The organism is Rahnella laticis (genome assembly GCF_015644585.1).
Taxonomy (GTDB): domain Bacteria; phylum Pseudomonadota; class Gammaproteobacteria; order Enterobacterales; family Enterobacteriaceae; genus Rahnella; species Rahnella laticis.
Genome location: NZ_JADOBI010000003.1, coordinates 174,897 through 194,288, shown reverse-complemented (window position 1 = coordinate 194,288; position 19,392 = coordinate 174,897). Strand labels below are relative to the sequence as shown.

The following is a 19,392-nucleotide window of genomic DNA, read 5'->3' as shown; positions in this document are numbered from 1 at the left end:
GTCTCACACTTTAGGTAATAAGCAAGGTGAATATCATTAAGCTGTTTGTAAGACTTATTAATCATTAATTAAGCTTTACTGTCTGCAAGTGAGGAATATATCAGAATATGATATCGCAAAATTTATAAGCTTCAGGGTTTACAAATAATATCAAAGGAAATTCTCAAAAAATGGACTCTATTGGGTTAGGTGAATCACATGGTTCGTATTTTTTGCGCAGTATATTCACTTTTTATTAACTTAGGAGGGGAATTTTGTTTTTAATCAGTATGTTAATTTGTTGGTTGGTTTGTTGCGTTTCTGTGGCGATCGATCGATGGCGGGCTTTTTGATAGTTGTTAGCTATCAAAATAAATTTTATGATCGGGTTTGACGATCAATGGATATCTGTGCATAATGCTTCGAAAATAGGACATGGGAAATTTCTCATAATGAATCAAATACTGAATGTCAGTATGGGTTTTGACCTGAAATAAGGTTGAGGTGATTTCAAATGCGGAGGGGTGATGATGGCCAAACACAGAAGAAATGAATCTTCCCGCAACTGCCGCCATCAGTCCTTTTTGACAAGGAGCGTCCTGAAGGAAAAAATCTCACTCTATGGATTCATTGAGTGTGGGCAAATCATTAATTTTCTTAATTACATTTGTGATGACCCCCCTGGGGAGCCAGAGCTGAAATATATTCAGAGGAAATTAATAGAGTGCCTGCTGGAGCATGATGACGGGAGTGCTTATTTTTCTGGGATGCTGGCGCTGCTGCATGACATTAATCATGCCCTTCGCTGTTATTTATCAAAAAAATATGCGATATCCATGCATTCATCCCATGAGAAGGATGAGTGATATACCTGAGGGTTTTACTGGGTTGATTTTTTTTAATAACTCAGCGGATGCGCTCGTGTAAAAATAGGGTGCTCATAGATAGCCTCTCTTCTGTAGTAATTCGTCATTGCCGGGAAAAGCATATCAGAACAGGTTTTTTGACGACTTATTTTATTTTTAAAGGGGCAGGGCAGAGCGTTTTATTTCCTTTCATCACGGCGTTTATTATTAATTAAGAGAATGAAATATGATGTTTAACCTGTTAATTCGTGTGGTGGTTGGGACGCTGTTTGTGTGCAGCATGTCGATGGCCAATGCCGGCATGTATGTCTATCCCATGGAGCTGACTCTAGGTCAAAAAGGGGCCGCTCAACTTAAGCTCATTTCGAAAAGCGATGAAGTCCAGTTTGTCAGGGTGACGTTAAAACAAATCATCAATCCCGGTACACCAGAAGAAAAAGAGATTGATGCTGACATCAGCGACGCGGCGGGCGTCGCCGTGGTGCCGACGAAAATCGCCCTTGCGTCCGGCAGTGAGCGGGTGGTGAGAGTCATATCCATGCTCCCCCCTGAAAAAGAAACGACCTGGCGCGCTTATTTTGAGGCGGTTGATGAGCGAATTTTTAACGAAACCCCCGGTGACGATGCCATTAAAAAGAGCACGGGGAATGTCGGGGTGAATATTATCTGGGGCGCACTTATACACGTGGTTCCGCAGACCACAAGAGTAGCGCTGCAGTATCAGGAAAATTCCGGTCAGATGATTAATACCGGCACCGTGCGGCTTCCCCTGCGAGAAATAGGCATATGCTCGGCGACAGGGTACTGCCGCTGGCAGAAAAATATCATGACGGTCTATCCGGGTATGAAAAAAGCGGCTGCAGGAGTCACGTTTCACGCCGGTGAAACATACCGGGCAAAATATCTGGACGGGATAAATGATCATCTGCAGGAAATAGCGTTGGAAAAACTGAAAAACTGAAATTCCATTTATGTCGAATGGAATAATGTAAGCGAGAAAAGGAAACATCATGAAGCACATTTTTAAAACCACACTGCTCTCCGCTCTTCTTCTGAGCGCCTTCGCTACCCAGGCCGTACAGCGCAACATTACCGTCACGGCGGTGGTTGACCCGACGGTTGACATGACCCTTGCCGACGGCTCAGCGCTGCCGGACGCGCTGACCATGGAGTATAACGTGGTGACGGGGCTGCAGCCTATTTCTCAGCAGGTGAAACTGTGGACCAACTCAACCACGGCAAATCTTAACATCAGCCTGGCGAGCGCGGTCAATCTTGCCTCCGGGACAACTCAGGTGCCGCTTACGGTGAAGTTAGATGGTAAGACCCTCACCACCACCGCTACGGCCCTCACCTACGCCACCTACTTTCCGAACGGTAACACCACCGGGTCGCTTGCCGTACCTTTGGAAATTTCCCAGACCACCGCAGGGGCTTTGAAGACGGCGGGTACCTACACCGGTACCGTCGGCCTGGTGCTCGCTCAGGCTACCTCCAACTAATCTTATGACTTCCCGGCAGAGAAATTCCTCTGCCGGCTTCAGCACCGTCGACCAAAATAATACAAGAGAACTCACGTGCGAAAGTCCAGCCCTACAGCCCGCATCATCATCATGTTGTGCTCGCTTCTGCCTCCAGCTTATGCCAGCGTCCGCGTGCCGGACGGGTTTGAGGAGCTTGCACGTGGCCAGGACATTGTTGCTGATGTTGACCTGTACGGTCAGCCCCTTGGGACTGTACGCGTGCATGTTGACCTGGAAAACGTGACTTTTTTACAGCCAGACGTGCTCTCGGCCGCGGTCAAAAAGCTATACGGCGACGCCCCGGCGCTGAACGTCATGCTGGAAAGTAAAATCCGACAGGCGCTTAGGCGAAACGGCGACCTATCCTGCAGCACCAACGGCCACAGGGTCGGGTGTGACTACCTGAAAACCGACAGCCTGGGGCTGATATACGATGAAAATAACGCGGTTATCCACCTCTTTCTGGGCGAGCAGTACGCTCCTCTCACCCGCGAAGACGCCAGATATTATCAGGCAAGCCCTGAGATAAAGAACGCGCTGGTGCATCAGCAGAACGTTAATTTTGCAACCAGCGGCCGCTATCAGTCCCTGTCGGTGCAGGGGAATGGCGCGCTGGGCGTGGGCGACAGCAGCTACCTCGGGGTTGACTGGAACTGGCTTGCTCAGCGCTCAGGCGAGGGAACGGCTCAGCAAATTGAAGCCCCCAACGCCTATTTCCGTCAGGATTTCCTGAAACGCATTTACCTGCAGGCCGGGCTGATGAACTCACAGGATATCTATACCAATGCGGGGGGGAACATTGCCCTGACGCAGCTGCCCCTGGGTCGTATCCGCGGCGTGCGGGCCGGTTCGACGCTTGCCTGGGTTAACCGCGAGACCGTATCCGCAGGTACGCCCGTTAACGTACTCCTTACCCGTGACGCTCGCGTTGACGCCTACCGGAATAACCAGCTTCTTACCTCCTTCTACCTTAAGGCGGGTGCACAGGCGCTGGATACCCGCAGCTTCCCGGCGGGGAGCTACACGCTCACCCTGAATATTTATGAGAATAACCAGCTGGTCAGGACTGAAACTCAGCTTTACAGCCGCCAGGGGCAGGGCTGGGGCAATGACTTTCAGTGGTTTTTGCAGGCGGGCGTTCCCGATGAGCAGAATGCCCTAACCACAAACAGCGTGGCGGCAGAGCATTACGTGGTGCATGCCGGAGGCAGGCTTCCCCTGACCGAGTCCGCCGCCCTGACGACGGGCGTGGCACTCTTCAGTTCTGCACGGTATGTGGAGTCGGCACTCGACTGGTCTCACGGATTCAACTCCGGTCCGCTGGACGGCCAGCTCACCACGCGCGTGAGCTGGCTTCAGGGCAGTGACGGCTCCCGCGGCAGCACGCAGCAAGTTTCCTACAACGACGGGTTCTCCCTGAGCGTTTACCGGACCAGCCTGACCTCGGAGGACTGCAACATGCAGCAAGCGCGCGCTTACGGATTTACCGGGTGCTACACCAATACCAACGCGATGTTTTCCGTCCCCCTGGCCGGCTGGAACGGCACGCTGGGTTACTCGCTGAGCAGTAATGAGGGGCGTTACGTTTACCGTCGGGACCTGTCGGCAGACAGCGAAGAGGTCAGCGCCGGGGCGCCTTGGGACCAGGTATACCAGTCCCGCTCGCGCAGTCAGACCTGGCAGACCGGGCTAAATCGCACCTTTGTGCTCAGCAACCTTAACGTCGGCGTCGGCCTGAGCGCCTTCGCCAGCCGGTCCAGCGGTTATAACGGCATGGATAAAGGCTTTTACCTCAGCTTTTCCCTGTCGGGCGTTAGCCGAAATGATAGCGGCGGACGCAGCGCGGCATCGGCCGGCGCCAGCTGGCAGCAAAGCCGGTCCGGCGAAAGCCAGCTTGGGTATAACGCGAGCTACACGCGCTACAGCGAAAACCTTCCGGGTGACTCGGTGAGCGCTTCGCTGAACGGTATCAATACCGACACCGTCAATGCCTTGGCGCAAGTGCGCGGGGACAGTCAGTACGGCAGCGGCTCGCTGGCCGTGAGCGACGCGTGGAATACGCAACAGAACGTGCATACCACCGGCAGCAGCGGCTCCTACAGCTCATCTCTGATTGCCGACAGTGACGGGGTCGCGCTGGGGGGCTGGGCCGCCGGCGGAGCGTCCTCCGCGCTGGCGGTGAAGGTAGACGCTAATGAGGATGACAGCCGTGCTCGGGTGACTGTGGCGGTCGGCAGCGGTGGAAGAAGGGACATCGGCGGCGGCGGGCGGGGCATATTCCTAATGCCGGGCTATGAGAAAACGACCTACAGCGTCAACGAGGCGCTGGCCACGCCGGGCGGGGTCAGCAGTGAAATACGCAAGGGTACCGGGCGGGGCAGTATCTTTATGCCGCCCGGGAAAGTGCTGAGTAAAACGGTGGAGGTCAGTACGCGCTACCTATGGCTGGGCCGGCTGCTGGACGAACAACGCCGGCCACTTGAGGGCGGCATACCGCTTAACGTGGCGGCATGGACGCCGGTCGGGAACGGCGGATTCACGATGGAAACTGACCGGAAAATCAGCACGCTCTACCTGATGAGGGATGACCATTTTTGGCAGTGCAGGATTAAGGTGCGCGCGGTGCGGGACGTGATCCGCTACCTGGGGGCAACGTCGTGCCAGGACACCGACATGGCACGCCTGCCGCCTGCCGAACAACGGCAGGTCGAACTGATGTCTGCGGGCGTACGGCGCGATGCTAAACCCGTGGCGGTGAACGGCCAGCAGCACTCACTTGAACATTAATCTAACTATTTTTTGCAGGCGGAAAGCGCCGGGAGACTCACCTTGAAATCCGTGATAACTCTAATTTTATACATACTTGTCGCAGGAAGCATGAGTAGCGCGGGCGCCGTTTCCAGAACGACTGCCGTCTCCGAGACGCTCGATATGGGCTCGCTGCCGTCCTACGTCTCCATCTGGCAGGGCCTCGTGAGCAGGGACAGCAGCACGGACACCAGCCACGCCAATGACTCGCTGGTGTGCCAGAGCTACTCGGACGCCACCTATGGGGCGTGTAATACGAGCAGTATTTTCCGGGGCACCAACGTAACAGCAAGTGCCATTACGCTGACGTTCACCAATGCCGCAAGGGGCAGAACCCAGAAGCTAACAGTCAGGGCAAACCGATGCAAGTATTCGAGCTCCTGCTATGCGGGCAGCGATACGGATTATTCCTATGAGCCCTGGAATGGATTTAAAGGTACTGAGGCTGTTTATGCAGCGTTTACATACTGGATCCCGAACAGCGAGTTAGCCAAACTGACCACGACCGGCACGTGGACCGCCACCCTCTGGCTCTCACTAAAGAATAAAGCAGGGACATCCAATGCAGAAACCGACCGGGGTCAAACCTGGACGGCAAACATTACCCTGACTGTTAAGGGGCCCTCGGCCCAAATCTACTTCCCGGCGTTTCCGGATAGCACGCCGAGCGTAAACTTAAATCTGTCGAACCTGCCCGGCTCAGATAACAACACCAGAGCCAGCGGGAGTAACACGCTGGACATGTGCCTTTACGACGGCAACGACTCCACGAGTTCTTCCATGACGCTGCTCTTTGAGGATTCTGTTGGTAATGGTGACACAACAGGAAGGAATTCTGGTCTGTTTTCCCTTTTTCAATACAATGTGACGGTTCCTTCCGGGCGGCTTGACTACCAGGTAAGCTTTGTGAACCCCGTAACGGGCTCGCCGCAGGTGGTGGCGAACGGTATACCGATAACCCTGGACACCCGTGGCTCGGGTGTCGCCACGCGCAATGTCTTACTGCCCGGTTACGCCGATGTGTACGTCTGCATCCCGGCTCCGCTGACTTTCACGACGCCCGAATTTGTGCTGTCATCCAAGTATCGCGGTAATTATTTCGGTACCCTGACCGTCACTTACACGCCCAGCACCTCTTGACGTGCACCTGAAACCACGTGTGGCAATGTGGGCGTTTCAGGTGGCCCCTTTGTCACACCGTTATGTCACACATCGTGATTATTCAGTACTGCCAAAACAACAGGCTCACTGCCATACGCATGGCCTTATCAGGAAACCATTATGTCGGTATCGCCGCACTTAGCCATGATATCTGCCAGGCAGGTATATTTATAGGATTCAACACGGTCAAGGTTGGGGGGTTACTGTCAGGCCGTGATTATTCCCCAAATACGGTGGCATCACAGCGTGGTGCGCATTACTGAAGCAGACCTTCATCTCTTTGCTATTAGCTATCAGGGATACTTCGGCGTGGTCAGCGTTGATGATTATATCTCTAACAAAGAGCCTGGAATAACTGGATGATCGCAGCATTGAAGAAATATGAAACAGCATAATTCAACATTAGTCATGACACCGTCAGGTATACATGTCCTTATCACAGACACTTGTCATTACAGCCGCGCCGCACTCAGCTGTCTGGTGTCTTCTATTTCTCATTATAAAGAAACTCAATCTGTCATTTTGCCGGAGAAAATGCCTACTGGGATAATTTTGTATTTGCGAGGCACGCTGTCGGAGCAAATTACTTCTCTCAGGTCCCTCGTTGATTTTTATGCAAAGAAGATGGGCAAAGGGCGGGTGGCTATCATTTCTGATATGCCGCCGAGATGCGCCAGTATATTACTCCGTATTGCCGGGCTTACCGAGGGCAGGGGGAATAATATCTACATGGTTCCTACACGGCTCATTTGTGAGGACATGCAGTATACCCTCAGGAGTATTCTGGAAGGTACGACGACCTTAACACCGGTTGCGCAGCATGAAATCCAGCTGTTACCTCCTCGCTTGCACGCTCTCTGGTCAATGATATGCGGGCTGCATCAGAGCCAACAGGCACGCATGCAAAATTGTCCGATTAAATCTGTCTATAATCATCGTACTTTATTGCTAAAGCAGTTAGGCGTTTCGAGCCAGCATGCATTTTTATGCGGTACCTTTTCACAACATTCCACCGCGACCAGGGTTGAGAAAGATGGCGGTAAATATTAAATAAATGATGGCGTGATCATACTTCCTGTTGCCCTTGTAGGAGGCGGGGGCACGACATCAGGTGGTATGCAGGTAATACAAATTATGACGGTGATAGTGCTATATTTGGAAGAGCCTGGCGTATCTGCGATGTCCCAGTTAAGCTGCCGGACATTTAATATTACGTTGAGGAAGCTTGACGGGTTTCCATTTTGATTATCAATAACTCCATGACTGAACATATCAATCATTTCTGCGCTGCCTGACAGAATATCAAGGCGTTAAAGAGTGTCTTATTTTACCCCCCCCTAGTGCCCTCATGGTCTGCTATCAATAAGTCCTCCCCTCCAGATGCTGTGAGTAAAATAACCAGTCTGACAGGTAATTATGAATTTATCGGGCTGGTTTTCTTTGAAAAATACCTGTCCAGTCTTCATGTTGACATGTAAAAATTGGTTGTTCAGGCAGGGAAAGTATCATGTAGGTTGAAATGGTATCTAATTAATTTATTTCTTAAATCCATTAAGTCAGTCTTGCTGGGAATAGGCTGTTTTGTAAATATTCTTTTAATCCTTTTTTTGTGGGGGTAATGAGATCTCCTTTAAGGTAATAATTATTAATTTTTTATTTGGCAGAAAAAAATGTGCTTTTTTTTTATCTCTTCTATTAATGATTTCGCCATGTTTTAAGTTAGTCCGTTAATTGTTTTCCCTGTGACTACCTGGCTCTTGTAAACAAGTATCAAGGTATTTTAAGGAAAGGTTGCAGATAACAGGGGTGATATTTAAATAATAAATGATGCATCGATCAATAATGTCTTATTGATAGTTTGTGGCTATCAATAAAAAGATCTTGATCGGAATTGACGATCAATGGAAATTGTGGATAATAGGCCTGGCAATGGTTTTTTGATTTTAAACATAGAGTGACTTGATTTATTTAAAGGCTCTAGTTCGACGGCTGGATGACGTGATTTTCGATATTTTTTACATCAAGGATTGATGGTGGTCAGCTATGGATTGAAATCGAGGAATAAACCTAAACTACGTTATTTGCGTTATTTGCGTTATTTACGTGATGCGGAATTTTATTTTACGGGATGTATCCATTTTGCTGCGGCATAGGCTTGTAGTGAATGGACAACCTGTGTTGTGCGGATGTTACTTATATAAGGATGAAATATGAAAAACGCTTGGATTAAAAAAAGCCTGGTTATCATTACGCTGGCAGGAATAACGAGCCCTTCCTTTGCCGCTGAGACAGATGCACCGGTGACTGCAAGCTCTACCGGGGGAGTGATCAACTTTGAAGGGAGTGTGGTTAATACCCCCTGCATTATTCAGTCAGACAGTAAGTCGCAGACCGTTCTCCTGGGGGATGTGACGGCTAAAGCGCTCAAAACCTCGGGGGCCAAGGGCCCTTCAAAAGGGTTTAATATTCAACTGGTCGATTGTGACCTTACCGGCGTGACAGCGGCCGGGGCTGCCGCTGCCAATTATTCAACAGCAACCGTTAAATTCACGGGGACCACCGTATCCGGAAACACTAAAGCCCTGGCACTCGGCGCTGCGGATAATTCCGCAACGAACGTGGGCGTGGAGATTGCCCAAAACGGCACAGCCCTTGCCCTGGATGGTTCGGCGGATGCAGCTGCGCAGACTCTTAACGCCAACGGCTCCACCATCCCCTTTACGGCGAACCTTGTCTCCACCGCGGCTAACCCAACCGCGGGTGCTGCAAATGCGATGGTGAACTTTACCGTTACCTATAAGTAATTATCATCTGAAAGGCAGACTCACCCTCTGCCTATTCATTCTGCTTTTCATTTTTGGAGGGAATTATGTTTTCTATTCCATTCAGGGCGGCATTACACACGCTATTAATTCCCTTGTGTTTATTAGCAGCATCCACTGCCAGTGCTGAGGGGGGAATTGCCATCGGGGGGACCCGCGTTATTTATCCGGCAGGTCAGAAAGAAGTCGGCATGTCCGTACGTAATACGTCGGCAGAAACCAGCTTTATGATCCAGAGCTGGGTGGAGTCCCCGGACGGTAAGAAAACGCCGGACTTTATTGTCACCCCGCCTTTATTTGTCAGCGGCCCGCGAAATGAAAATACCCTCAGAATAATGTATGTGGGCGACGCGCAAAAGAAGGACCAGGAGTCACTTTATTATTTCAACGTAAAGTCTATCCCTTCCATGGATAAAAAAGAAATTGAAGGCAAAAACATGCTTATCCTTGCCGCCATTACGCGCGTCAAGCTGTTTCTGCGACCGTCAGGGCTAAAACCGTCGATTGAAAAAGCCCCCGGGATGCTGACGTTCCGGCGTAAGGGGAACCAGACAGAGGTCACTAACCCGTCCCCCTACTACATTACGATGGCGCAAATTATGACCGGTGCGCAAAAGCCAGAGGACACCATGGTTCCCCCGCGTGGAACGGCGCTGATTTCTGCGGCCGGCTCGCCGGGCAATACCATCAGCTTTCGCACCATCAACGATTATGGCGCCGTCACGCCGGTTCAGCGCGTGCCAGTTCAATAGTTTTTTCAGTGCAGACGCGGATGGAGTGAGAAATGGACGTCTATTTGGGTCAACGAGCCAGGTCGGTGCCGACATTGATAGCGGCGTTGATTGCCACGGCGTTATTCCTGCCTGCCGCCAACGCTGAGCTTTATTTCGCCCCGGCGCTTATTTCGTCAGACCCGGACATGGTGGCTGACCTTCAGCGATTTGAAAAAGAAGGAGCACAGCTGCCGGGGAGTTACCGTGTGGATGTCTATATCAACAACGTCCTCTCCGCCAGCCGGGATATCGTGTTTGTTGACAAAAGCGGGATAAATGAAGAGTCCGCCGTACTGGCGGATGCTATCAGGGATGAAACCGGCTTAATGGCCTGCCTGACGATGGAAGAGCTGGAGAGCTCCGGCGTGAATGTTTCCCTGTTTCCTGATATGCGAGAAGTGAAGCCCGGGGGGTGTATCTCGCCGGGCCACTACATCACCGGGGCGTTTACCCGCTTCGACTTTCAACAGATGCGCCTGGATATCAGCGTTCCCCAGGTGGCCATGAAGAGCGTGGCCCGCGGTTATATCTCACCGGCGCGCTGGGATGAGGGGATTAATGCGGCCATGCTCAACTACAGCATCAGCGGGAGTAACAGCAGCAATAACGGACAAAGCGGAAAGACGCTCTATGCCTACCTGAACGGCGGGGTAAATCTGGGACCCTGGCGTGCCAGAGACTACTGGACGATGAATGATTATTCCGGCCCTCTGGGGCACACCCGACAGTGGCAGCATGTACAGTCTCAGGTCAGCCGGGCCGTCATCCCGCTGCGCAGTGAGCTGGTGGTAGGTGACAGCACCACTCCCGGCGACGTATTTGACCCCCTGGGATTTCGGGGGGTACAGATGGGCAGTGATATCAATATGTATCCCGACAGCCTGCGGGGGTATGCCCCCGTGATAAAAGGGGTGGCCCGCACCAACGCCCGCGTGGACATCCGCCAGAACGGATACTCAGTCTATCAGGCGTTTGTGCCCCCGGGGGCTTTCGCCATTAATGACTTGTATTCCGTGACCACCAGCGGTGACCTGGAGGTCACGGTGACAGAGGCGGATGGCGCGGTCAGTAAATTCGTGGTGCCCTACTCCGCGGTACCGGTCCTGCAGCGGGAAGGGAACGTGCAGTACTCGCTCACCGCGGGTACGTACCGGCCGTCGGGGAATAACTACAACCGCCCGCAGTTCGTTCAGGGGGCGTTCATATGGGGGCTTCCCTACAACACCACGGCGTATGCCGGTATGCAGTACGCGAGAAACTACCGCTCGGCGCTTCTCGGAGGCGGGCTGAACCTGGGATTGTTGGGGGCAGTGTCCGTGGATGTGACGCATGCCGACAGTACGCTGCCTGACGGAAGCCGGCAGGAAGGGCAGTCCGCGCGGTTTCTTTATGCGCGCTCGCTGAATGCGCTTGGCACCACCTTTCAGCTTACGGGTTACCGCTACTCCACGCAGGGGTTTCATACGCTGGACGAGACGGCGCTGAAGAGGATGAGCGGCTGGCTCAGGGACCCGCAAGAGCGGGATGCCGATGGGAAGCTGATACAGCTGACCTCAGCGGATTACTTCAACCTGTATAACAACAAACGTTCGAAGTTTCAGGCTACGGTAACGCAGCGCCTGGGCGACCTGGGGTCAGTGTATCTTTCCGGGGTACATCAGACCTACTGGGGGCTGAGCGGGGCCAGCAGTTCGTTACAGACCGGTTTTAGCAGCTCGGTGGGGAGCGTCTCTTACAGCCTGAGCTACGGGTACAGCAAAAATGCGGGGCGGGGAGGTGCTGACCGCACGGCGTTTCTGAATATCTCTGTGCCGCTGTCGGCGTTTATGTCACCGGCAGGCGCCTCCTCATCCGGTACGTTGTATGCGAACTATAGCGCAGCCCGCGATACGAACGGCGCCCTTACGCACAGCGCCGGGCTCAGCGGAACGGCGCTGGAAGATAACCGCCTCAGCTGGAACGTTTCCCAACAGTACGCACGCGATGCGGGAAATAACGGCAGCCTTTTTGCCGGCTATCAGGGGACATACGGCGCTGGTAATGCCGGATACAGCTACAGCCCCACGAACCGGCAGATAAACTATGGCGTGAGCGGAGGGGCCGTTCTGCACCGCAACGGCCTGACGTTTGGTCAGCAACTTGGCGAGACCGGCGTGCTCGTCGCGGCTCCGGGCGTGTCGGGTACCGAAGTGGAAAATGAGACCGGGGTGAGGACCGACTGGCGGGGGTACGCCATTAAACCCTACGCCACGGCCTATCGTGAAAACAGGGTGGGGCTCAACCCCGCCTCCCTGGCGGAAGATGTTGAGCTGGAAGACATGGTGCGTACGGTGGTTCCTACCAGAGGCGCGATTGTCAGGGCTTCCTACAAAGGCAACAAGGGGGCCCGCGTGTTGATGAAGCTGATGATGAATCAAAAACCCCTGCCGTTTGGCGCCATCGTCAGGGTGGGCGACCGGGGCAGCATCGTCGGAGATGACGGGCAGGTTTACCTGTCGGGGATGCAGCAAGAGGGGGTTCTCCAGGCTAAATGGGGGGAGGAAAAGGACCAGTCTTGCACGGCGCGCTGGCGTCTGCCCGAAGAAAAGAGTGCGCCATCCGTTTACCGGCTGGTTACGCAATGTCGCGGTCAGTGATAAGTGAGGAAGGAGCTATGCGTTCGAGATATCAGGCCCTGATGGTGACAGTGCTGCTGTTTTTACCCGGTTTATCGTGTGCGGCGGACACGGTGATTACGCTCACCGGCACGATTAAGGCCAGCCCCTGTACGGTGGACTCGGCCACAAAGCCGGTCAATTTGGGGGAGTATTACGTGGATAAAATAAAAGCGAGCGGGGATTATATTCCGTTTTCCCTCTCCCTGAGCAGTTGTCCGACCGGCACCTCAACCGTGACCGCAACGTTCAGCGGGACGCCGGATACGACATCGCCAGTTTGGTATTACGCCAACGCTGGAACCGCTAAAAATATCCATATAGAGCTGGCCACGGATGCGACCACGCCGGCTGGGTTAGGTAACGGAAAGTCCATGAATGCTTCCGTGAACGGCACCTCCAAAGCGGTTGAATTCAAAATGAAAGCCAGGGTCAATAAGGATGACAGCCTAACTCCTGCCCCCGGAACCATACTGGCGACGGTGAATGTAGCTTTTACCTACAGTTGATGCGCAGTTGGCTGACAGGCAGACCGGTTGATAATAAAAAGGAAAGGTTAATGAATGCCAAAAAAACCTGCAGTATGGCTCTTATCCTGACTGCGCTGAGCGCGGCTGGCATGCCGGCAGCCTGTGCGCAAAATGCCTCAATAAACGTGACGGGCAGTCTTGTCAACCCGACCTGTACGGTTAGTGGTGCTTACCAGGAGGATTTTGGGGAGGTTTATATTGACAAGGTTTCCTCTTCCACCCTATCTGCCCGCCTGATAAATCTAACATTAACGAATTGTTCTAACACGACGGTAACAGCCACGGCAACGTTCAGCGGCACTTTGGATGCCGGCACAGTAATTTTTACAAACATGGGGTCGGCGACAGGGGTGGGGGTGCGAGCCTATAGAAACTCTGGTGCCGGGCAAACCGTGAGTAACGGTCACCAATGGACTAAAAACGTGGATGCTACGTCGCACAGCGTCACTTTCCCTACTGTTTTCACACTCGTGAGAAAGTATGTTGCATCGAATAATCCACGTTATGTCGCTATGACGTCTGGAACCGTATTGGCTGTAATCTCCGTGTCATATTCTTACAGTTAACAGTTTTTTATCACAGCCCCTGAAAATGAATCCATCATGCTCTGATGTTTTCGCAGGAAATAATACTAGGGGTAACACGATGTATTTTAAGCATGGGAATAATACTGGCTGAAACATGTTAATTTTTCAAGAAGTCTATTTTAATCATGGTTACCTCAATAATCCTATGTATTGTAAATATATAAATCAGAGGGATAATGAAAAATATTAGCGTTTTCCTTCGACAGGCTTTACTGGGTACGGTTCTCTGCATATGCCCGTTATTCTCAGCGTTGAGCGGTTCGGGGAGTGGCAGGATAACGATGAGTATCACTATCCGGGATGATACATGCACCATTGAGTCAGGTGCGAGTACCACTCTGGATTTCGGGAAAGTAGATATGACAGGTTTCCGCACGGAGGGAGGTGAATATAAACGGGCTACTATAAAGTTAACGTGTCCGGACACCACCACGAGGGTAACGGCGACGCTGACGGGTACGCCAGATGCCAATACCCGATTATTTAAAAACGCGGGAACAGCAACAGTCTCTGCCCGTGCTTATAAAGCGGGGACGGTGACGCAATTATCGAACGGGACTTCCTGGGGGCTTAACGTTCTGAATAAAGCCGTCACATTTGAGGTTGATGTGCAATTGCTCCCCTCAAAAGAAAGCGCTCAAATGCAAGCGGGTTCTATACAAATCCCCCTGTCGATAACCTTCAGCTACAGCTAAAGCATATTCAATATTAAGGCTTATTGAGGTTGATAACGATAAAATAATAAGTACAGCTGTTATCAGTTAACGCTAACTCTTATCAAAAGGTCGAAGCATGAAATTCTTATCACGATACGCCATTTATACTGTGGTGGTATTTTACTGTGCATTCTCAAGCGCCGTCACCATTAGCGCTGATACAACTCAGACGGTGAGCGGAAGCAGAGCATTCTCCCGCGTTAATGGGAATACGACAATTATAGTTACACTTCGTCCTGCAAATGGCGGAAGTGCTAGTGGGGTAGAGGACCAAAACTATAGTTATGATTGCCCCATCAATATTTTTACTGCCAATGCATTTGATATTCCACCTGTCCCAAGTATAGTTGGAACTACACAAATGTTTGAATCAAGGGGGACTTGCAAAAAAGTAACGAAAGTTTTTTCTCAACATTCTGCCTTTACAGTAAATTGGTCTTTAACCAACAAGACACTTCAGGAACAAACCTTGCAAGTATACGTGGTCTGGCTGCTCTCCGGCGGTAACTCTGATAATGCAGACATAGCGTATATCACAATCCCAGCCAATTCGACCTGTTCCGCAACGGTTGATAATGTCGACCTGGGTACGGTCAAAGCGGGTGTCAGAACGTCATCATCGATTAAGGCCAGTTTCACAGGCACAGCCAGCTCCAAAGCCATGACCATAAACTCGGATAATATCTCCTCGAGCGGTAATTTAGCGTTAGGGGGGGTTGGCAGTCAGGTAAAAGTTTATCCTACGGATAGCAACAATATATCAGCGGGGGGGGTATGGGAAATGCCCTCATCGGGGACGCTTCCGCTGACCGTGGATGCCACCTCCGGCGTCAGGGGCGTATGGAGCACTTCGCTTCTTGTAAGTCTGACCTGTTCGTGATGCTAATTGAACTTTGTTTTTAACGAATTCCCTTAGTGAGTTAATTATCATTACTATCCTATTTTTTTTAGTGCCGATGTAATAAAAGATTTGTTTCTTCGAATATCTTGCTGTTGCGTTGGTTATCAGTAGATAAAGTAGAGTTAGATGAACTTTTTATTATCTTGGGGTGGCAGTTGAGTAATGGTAATGCAGTATATCATTATATTAACTGAATATGCCCTTGAGAAATATTACTGTCTTGGGTAGCCGGTATTTAAGCCAGGCTATAGAACTCCATATCAGGAGGTTTATGTTTAGTGGATAAAAGTTCACTCATGCAGTGATACTCTTACCGCTCCATAGTTTGGTTCAAAAGGCCCGCTAGATTTCCCCAATAACGATATTTTCTCGTGCGCAAAGGTGTTTCTTTTCAGAGTAAGTAGTGTATTACTTTTATGTGACGATGTAATTCAAACGTACTTTTTTGGACGGTTTAATGCCCCTTCTGGGGTGAATAGGACATTTCCGGCTTTTAACCGAGGTCTGCCGGGTTTCGATTTTATGGAGATAACAGATGCTTCAAGGGAACGTGACAGATAATCCGTACTTTACGCTCGGCTCCGCCGGTTTGGTCCGTGAGATTGAGCGGGGCGGAAAAGTGTCTCCGCTGTTTGTGAACTTCAGCAGAACTAACATTGCGGCGCTGCTGCCAACCAGATTTATTTCTGCTCTGGGACACCTGCAGGATGTGGTGCTGATTGCTGACGTGCACCTTTACCCTCTGGCAATGTGCTACCACCAGCACATTGGCACCATTTTGGGCGTGTTCAAAAGCGATACCCCCCTTCAGATGATGGTCTCCAGGCTACGCCGCCTCGGTAATGGCGAAAAAATGAACCTCTCCCCTCTGGCAAAAAAGGCGGCCATTTCTTACAGAGAGGCTGTCTTACTCGAACAGTCTCTCGAGGGTATACCTTTTACCCTTCTGACCCTCTACTACCACAGGGACGCGAAAACCCTCTATAGATGGCGTAAGAACATCGCCAGAAAATTAGGGGTGCGGCAGCTTCACTACCTTGCGATGGCCTCCGCATGATGCCTTGGCAAGTGAGGCGGCGCGAGGGCCGGACTTCACATTTACCAGGCCCGCTGCAGAATGCAAACTGAAAAATGAGGCGTACTATGCCTTGTCCTACTCAAGGCAGCTCATTCCTCATTTTGGTATCCGCGCTGCTTTTCAGCGCCTGCCACGCCGATACTGGGGATTGCAGTCCTGCGACAGCCTGCGGCACGGCAGAGCTGAGCGCCGTCATCAGCCGCAGCCCGCTTGGCGTGCAGGAGGCCAAACACCTGACCGCAGTTAACGAGGCGTTGCGACGCCGATGCCGCAGTGAAAACCTACCTAGCAATGGGTGACCTGCAGGCAGTTCCACCCCCTTGAGAAATCTATGCCGATTAATCCAACACGCGCTGGCCGACTGCTTCTGTTATGCATACTCATCCTGGCCTGCACCTTCGTCCTGCTCGCATCGGTGTGCCATGTACAGCACGCCTTTAAAAAAGGCACCTCGTGCCTCCTGTCGCACATGTCGGCGCGCAGGGACTCCGCCCAGGGCGTGGGTGCTCAGCCCGCTCGCCAGGATATTGCACGATATTGAGGAAGGAGCAAGGTGATGAAGGTGAGGGATGCGCGGGCGGAGGTGCTCGAGGCCGCAGGTTTGTACCGCCGGGCGGCGCGGCGCTGGCTGGAGGTGTTTGACTCGCGCATAGACGAGGGGGAGCGGGACTGGCTGCGCCAACGCAGGAATGCCTGCCTGCGACGGGTGACGAGGATAAAAAAAGGCCGGGACGACCTGCACTTCAGGGAGGTAAATCAGGCGGCGAATGCTGCACTGCGCCGTATGGGGTTGCTTTCAGGTAGCGATGCTTCACCGACTAGGGATACGTACAAAATGCAGACGGACAGCAAAGCGTCCCTGCCGGATAAGACGCGGAAAACATGACGCGGCCTTCATACCAGGCGGTCAAGCTTGACCAAAAAAAACAGGCTACTGATTTTGTAGAGGGTGCGGCGGTGCAAAAGATGGAGGATCCGCTCGCTGTGCTCAGGCCTGGTGAAATGTGGTCCTGTGCGTTGAAGGGCGGGGAGCGTATGTGTAAAAGTTAGCGCCGGACTTATAGCCTGTCACGCCGGGCATCGGTGAGGCGGTCTGGAAAATTGAATTTTGCGATATTCAGAAATACCGCGTAATGCGCTTAAGTTCAGTCTGGCGTCGCCGGCTCTCAGGCTGGGCATCAGACTGAGTTTTATTGGTTGATGAATCAGGACTGTACTTTTACCCGAGCTTAAAAGCTATGCGTGGTGATATCAAAACGGGTAGCGACGATTGCGATGGAATGGCCGCGATCGACAACCTGTTTAACCGCTTCAATTTTGAACTCTTCGGGATAACGTTTACCGCTCATGGGCACCTCTCTTTAAGTCACCTTAAATGACTTTGAGGTGTCTGTTAAATCCGTGGCGATTCAATGTGCCCGACCTTGCTGTGTTCCGAAAAAAGTCTGCACTAACGATCGTTTGCAGAAAAAATAAAGAATAGGACAGCTCAGCCTTTGGCTGAGCTGTATTTCTTCATGAGTTTCTACTGCCTATCGTGCATCTTTACGGGTCTATGAGAATGGTACCCCCAGCATTATTTCCCAACTGAATTTCACAAAAACTAGGTGTGTTTATACTTGCCGCGAGACCATTCTTATCCATGTGAGCCAGATTCATCTGGGATCCCAGTCTTGAGTTCCTATATCGCCCTGATTGCTAATACATCGAGCAACTATCCAGAGTGTAGTTTTGCAAATTCAAACGGGCTCACAGTTATTTTAGCGTTTGCATCCAGAAAATCAGCCCACCATTGCAACATCAGCCTGCGTTCATCCAGAAACTCTGCCTTATGAATATACGCCGCACGCACACCGTTACGTTCCTGATGGCTCATTTGTCGCTCCACGGCATCTTTCGACCACAGCCCTGACTCAATTAATGAGCTGCAGGCCATCGCCCGGAAGCCATGGCCGCAAACATCCACTTTTGTATCGTAGCCCATGAGGCGTAATGCATTATTGACGGTGTTTTCACTCATTGGTTTCCAGGGATTATGGTCGCCCGTAAAGACCAACGTATGCTCGCCACTGATAGTGTGGATTTGCCGTAATATATCCAGAGCCTGCCGCGACAAAGGGACCAGGTGCGGCGTACGCATTTTAGAGCCTCTGTGTGAATGTTTAACGCCAGGGAGAGGTTCACGTTCAGGAGGGATGGTCCACATTGATTTTTCAAAGTCAATTTCAGGCCACCTCGCAAAACGCAGTTCACTGGAGCGAATGAAAACCAGCAGCGTCAGTTTTGTGGCAAGGCTGGTCAGCGGCTGTCCTTTGTAGGTCGCAATGCGGTTGATAAGCTCAGTAGTGCGACTGAGGGCAAGGGCAGGGCGGTGCTGACGTTTTACGGTAGTCAGCGCACCAGCCATATCTGCCGCCGGATTGTAATTGATGATACCGGACTGTGCTGCATATCGCATGATTGCCGAGATGCGTTGTTGCAGGCGGGAGGCAATTTCGTAAATCTCTCTTGCTTCAGCCGCTTTAACAGGGACTAAAAGGTCGGGCGTTTGCAGCGTGGTGATATCTCGTGCGCCAATAAATGGAAAAACATGACTTTCAAGGCTTTTTAGGGTTTTCTCGCTATGTGAATCAGACCACTTTTTATTGCTACTGTGCCATTGGCGGGCAACAGCTTCAAACGTATGAGCAACATCTGGTACGGATTTCTTAACGCGTTTTTGTTGGCAGGGATCAATGCCTGTTGCAATCAGCTTTCTGGCTTCATCACGCTTTTCACGTGCTTCAGATAAAGAAACCTCGGGGTAAACCCCCAGAGCGAGAGTTTTCTCCTTACCCAAAAACCGATAGCGGAGTCGCCAGTACCGAGAGCCGTTGGGATGCACCAGTAAAAACATGTTGCCGCTGTCGGCGAGTTTATAGGGTTTTTCATCCGGCTTAGCCGCTCGGATCTTTGCGTCAGTGAGTGCCATGGAAAGGTCTCCTGATTGTATTA

Annotated in this window: 16 protein-coding genes and 1 pseudogene; 15 read left to right on the top strand and 2 right to left on the bottom strand. The window is 51.6% G+C overall.

Annotated features, from left to right (window positions below; all coding sequences use genetic code 11):
- The first annotated feature begins 506 nt into the window (after positions 1-506).
- The 15 genes from IV433_RS07215 (at position 507) to IV433_RS07145 (ending at position 17,284) form a co-directional block, all read left to right on the top strand.
- Positions 507-845, top strand: a complete 339-nt coding sequence (locus IV433_RS07215) for a hypothetical protein (protein ID WP_195813835.1) — start codon at positions 507-509, stop codon at positions 843-845.
- A gap of 226 nt (positions 846-1,071) precedes the next feature.
- Positions 1,072-1,806 (top strand): fimbrial protein, encoded by a 735-nt coding sequence (locus tag IV433_RS07210; protein WP_195813836.1) that lies wholly within the window; start codon positions 1,072-1,074, stop codon positions 1,804-1,806.
- A 49-nt stretch (positions 1,807-1,855) separates the two neighbouring features.
- Positions 1,856-2,347 (top strand): CS1 type fimbrial major subunit, encoded by a 492-nt coding sequence (locus IV433_RS07205; RefSeq protein ID WP_195813837.1) that lies wholly within the window; start codon positions 1,856-1,858, stop codon positions 2,345-2,347.
- Between the two features lie 75 nt (positions 2,348-2,422).
- Positions 2,423-5,155 (top strand): TcfC E-set like domain-containing protein, encoded by a 2,733-nt coding sequence (locus tag IV433_RS07200; RefSeq protein ID WP_326838647.1) that lies wholly within the window; start codon positions 2,423-2,425, stop codon positions 5,153-5,155.
- A 90-nt stretch (positions 5,156-5,245) separates the two neighbouring features.
- Complete coding sequence (locus tag IV433_RS07195; protein ID WP_195813838.1) at positions 5,246-6,316, top strand: CfaE/CblD family pilus tip adhesin; 1,071 nt, start codon at positions 5,246-5,248, stop codon at positions 6,314-6,316.
- Positions 6,317-6,718: 402 nt separating this feature from the next.
- The gene (locus IV433_RS07190; RefSeq protein WP_195813839.1) at positions 6,719-7,387 is read left to right on the top strand and encodes a hypothetical protein; all 669 of its coding nucleotides are present in this window, start codon (positions 6,719-6,721) and stop codon (positions 7,385-7,387) included.
- A 1,160-nt stretch (positions 7,388-8,547) separates the two neighbouring features.
- On the top strand, positions 8,548-9,141 hold the full coding sequence (locus IV433_RS07185; protein WP_195813840.1) for a fimbrial protein: 594 nt from the start codon (positions 8,548-8,550) through the stop codon (positions 9,139-9,141).
- 65 nt (positions 9,142-9,206) lie between these two features.
- Positions 9,207-9,911, top strand: a complete 705-nt coding sequence (locus tag IV433_RS07180; protein WP_195813841.1) for a fimbria/pilus periplasmic chaperone — start codon at positions 9,207-9,209, stop codon at positions 9,909-9,911.
- 32 nt (positions 9,912-9,943) lie between these two features.
- Complete coding sequence (locus IV433_RS07175) at positions 9,944-12,568, top strand: fimbrial biogenesis usher protein (RefSeq protein WP_195813842.1); 2,625 nt, start codon at positions 9,944-9,946, stop codon at positions 12,566-12,568.
- 17 nt (positions 12,569-12,585) lie between these two features.
- The gene (locus IV433_RS07170) at positions 12,586-13,095 is read left to right on the top strand and encodes a fimbrial protein (RefSeq protein WP_195813843.1); all 510 of its coding nucleotides are present in this window, start codon (positions 12,586-12,588) and stop codon (positions 13,093-13,095) included.
- Between the two features lie 50 nt (positions 13,096-13,145).
- Positions 13,146-13,682 (top strand): fimbrial protein, encoded by a 537-nt coding sequence (locus tag IV433_RS07165; protein ID WP_195813844.1) that lies wholly within the window; start codon positions 13,146-13,148, stop codon positions 13,680-13,682.
- A 302-nt stretch (positions 13,683-13,984) separates the two neighbouring features.
- A complete protein-coding gene (locus IV433_RS07160) occupies positions 13,985-14,398 on the top strand; it encodes a fimbrial protein (protein ID WP_195813845.1) in 414 nt (137 codons plus the stop codon).
- 97 nt (positions 14,399-14,495) lie between these two features.
- Positions 14,496-15,299 (top strand): hypothetical protein, encoded by an 804-nt coding sequence (locus IV433_RS07155; RefSeq protein WP_195813846.1) that lies wholly within the window; start codon positions 14,496-14,498, stop codon positions 15,297-15,299.
- 556 nt (positions 15,300-15,855) lie between these two features.
- Positions 15,856-16,377 carry a hypothetical protein gene (locus IV433_RS07150; protein WP_195813847.1) on the top strand — a complete coding sequence of 174 codons (522 nt, stop codon included), beginning with the start codon at positions 15,856-15,858 and terminating at the stop codon, positions 16,375-16,377.
- A gap of 577 nt (positions 16,378-16,954) precedes the next feature.
- A complete protein-coding gene (locus tag IV433_RS07145) occupies positions 16,955-17,284 on the top strand; it encodes a PerC family transcriptional regulator (RefSeq protein WP_195813848.1) in 330 nt (109 codons plus the stop codon).
- A gap of 349 nt (positions 17,285-17,633) precedes the next feature.
- Here the strand turns inward: IV433_RS07145 and IV433_RS26385 are convergent.
- A pseudogene (locus IV433_RS26385) lies at positions 17,634-17,747 on the bottom strand (transposase); the annotation flags it as partial.
- A 365-nt stretch (positions 17,748-18,112) separates the two neighbouring features.
- Positions 18,113-19,369 carry a tyrosine-type recombinase/integrase gene (locus IV433_RS07135; RefSeq protein ID WP_195813849.1) on the bottom strand — a complete coding sequence of 419 codons (1,257 nt, stop codon included), beginning with the start codon at positions 19,367-19,369 and terminating at the stop codon, positions 18,113-18,115.
- Between the last annotated feature and the right edge of the window lie 23 nt (positions 19,370-19,392).

Coding starts and splice junctions, on each gene's coding strand:
- IV433_RS07215 (WP_195813835.1), top strand. CDS start 507: ATGATGGCCAAACACAGAAGAAATGAATCTTCCCGCAACTGCCGCCAT.
- IV433_RS07210 (WP_195813836.1), top strand. CDS start 1,072: ATGATGTTTAACCTGTTAATTCGTGTGGTGGTTGGGACGCTGTTTGTG.
- IV433_RS07205 (WP_195813837.1), top strand. CDS start 1,856: ATGAAGCACATTTTTAAAACCACACTGCTCTCCGCTCTTCTTCTGAGC.
- IV433_RS07195 (WP_195813838.1), top strand. CDS start 5,246: ATGAGTAGCGCGGGCGCCGTTTCCAGAACGACTGCCGTCTCCGAGACG.
- IV433_RS07190 (WP_195813839.1), top strand. CDS start 6,719: ATGAAACAGCATAATTCAACATTAGTCATGACACCGTCAGGTATACAT.
- IV433_RS07185 (WP_195813840.1), top strand. CDS start 8,548: ATGAAAAACGCTTGGATTAAAAAAAGCCTGGTTATCATTACGCTGGCA.
- IV433_RS07180 (WP_195813841.1), top strand. CDS start 9,207: ATGTTTTCTATTCCATTCAGGGCGGCATTACACACGCTATTAATTCCC.
- IV433_RS07175 (WP_195813842.1), top strand. CDS start 9,944: ATGGACGTCTATTTGGGTCAACGAGCCAGGTCGGTGCCGACATTGATA.
- IV433_RS07170 (WP_195813843.1), top strand. CDS start 12,586: ATGCGTTCGAGATATCAGGCCCTGATGGTGACAGTGCTGCTGTTTTTA.
- IV433_RS07165 (WP_195813844.1), top strand. CDS start 13,146: ATGAATGCCAAAAAAACCTGCAGTATGGCTCTTATCCTGACTGCGCTG.
- IV433_RS07160 (WP_195813845.1), top strand. CDS start 13,985: ATGAGTATCACTATCCGGGATGATACATGCACCATTGAGTCAGGTGCG.
- IV433_RS07155 (WP_195813846.1), top strand. CDS start 14,496: ATGAAATTCTTATCACGATACGCCATTTATACTGTGGTGGTATTTTAC.
- IV433_RS07150 (WP_195813847.1), top strand. CDS start 15,856: ATGCTTCAAGGGAACGTGACAGATAATCCGTACTTTACGCTCGGCTCC.
- IV433_RS07145 (WP_195813848.1), top strand. CDS start 16,955: ATGAAGGTGAGGGATGCGCGGGCGGAGGTGCTCGAGGCCGCAGGTTTG.
- IV433_RS07135 (WP_195813849.1), bottom strand. CDS start 19,369: ATGGCACTCACTGACGCAAAGATCCGAGCGGCTAAGCCGGATGAAAAA.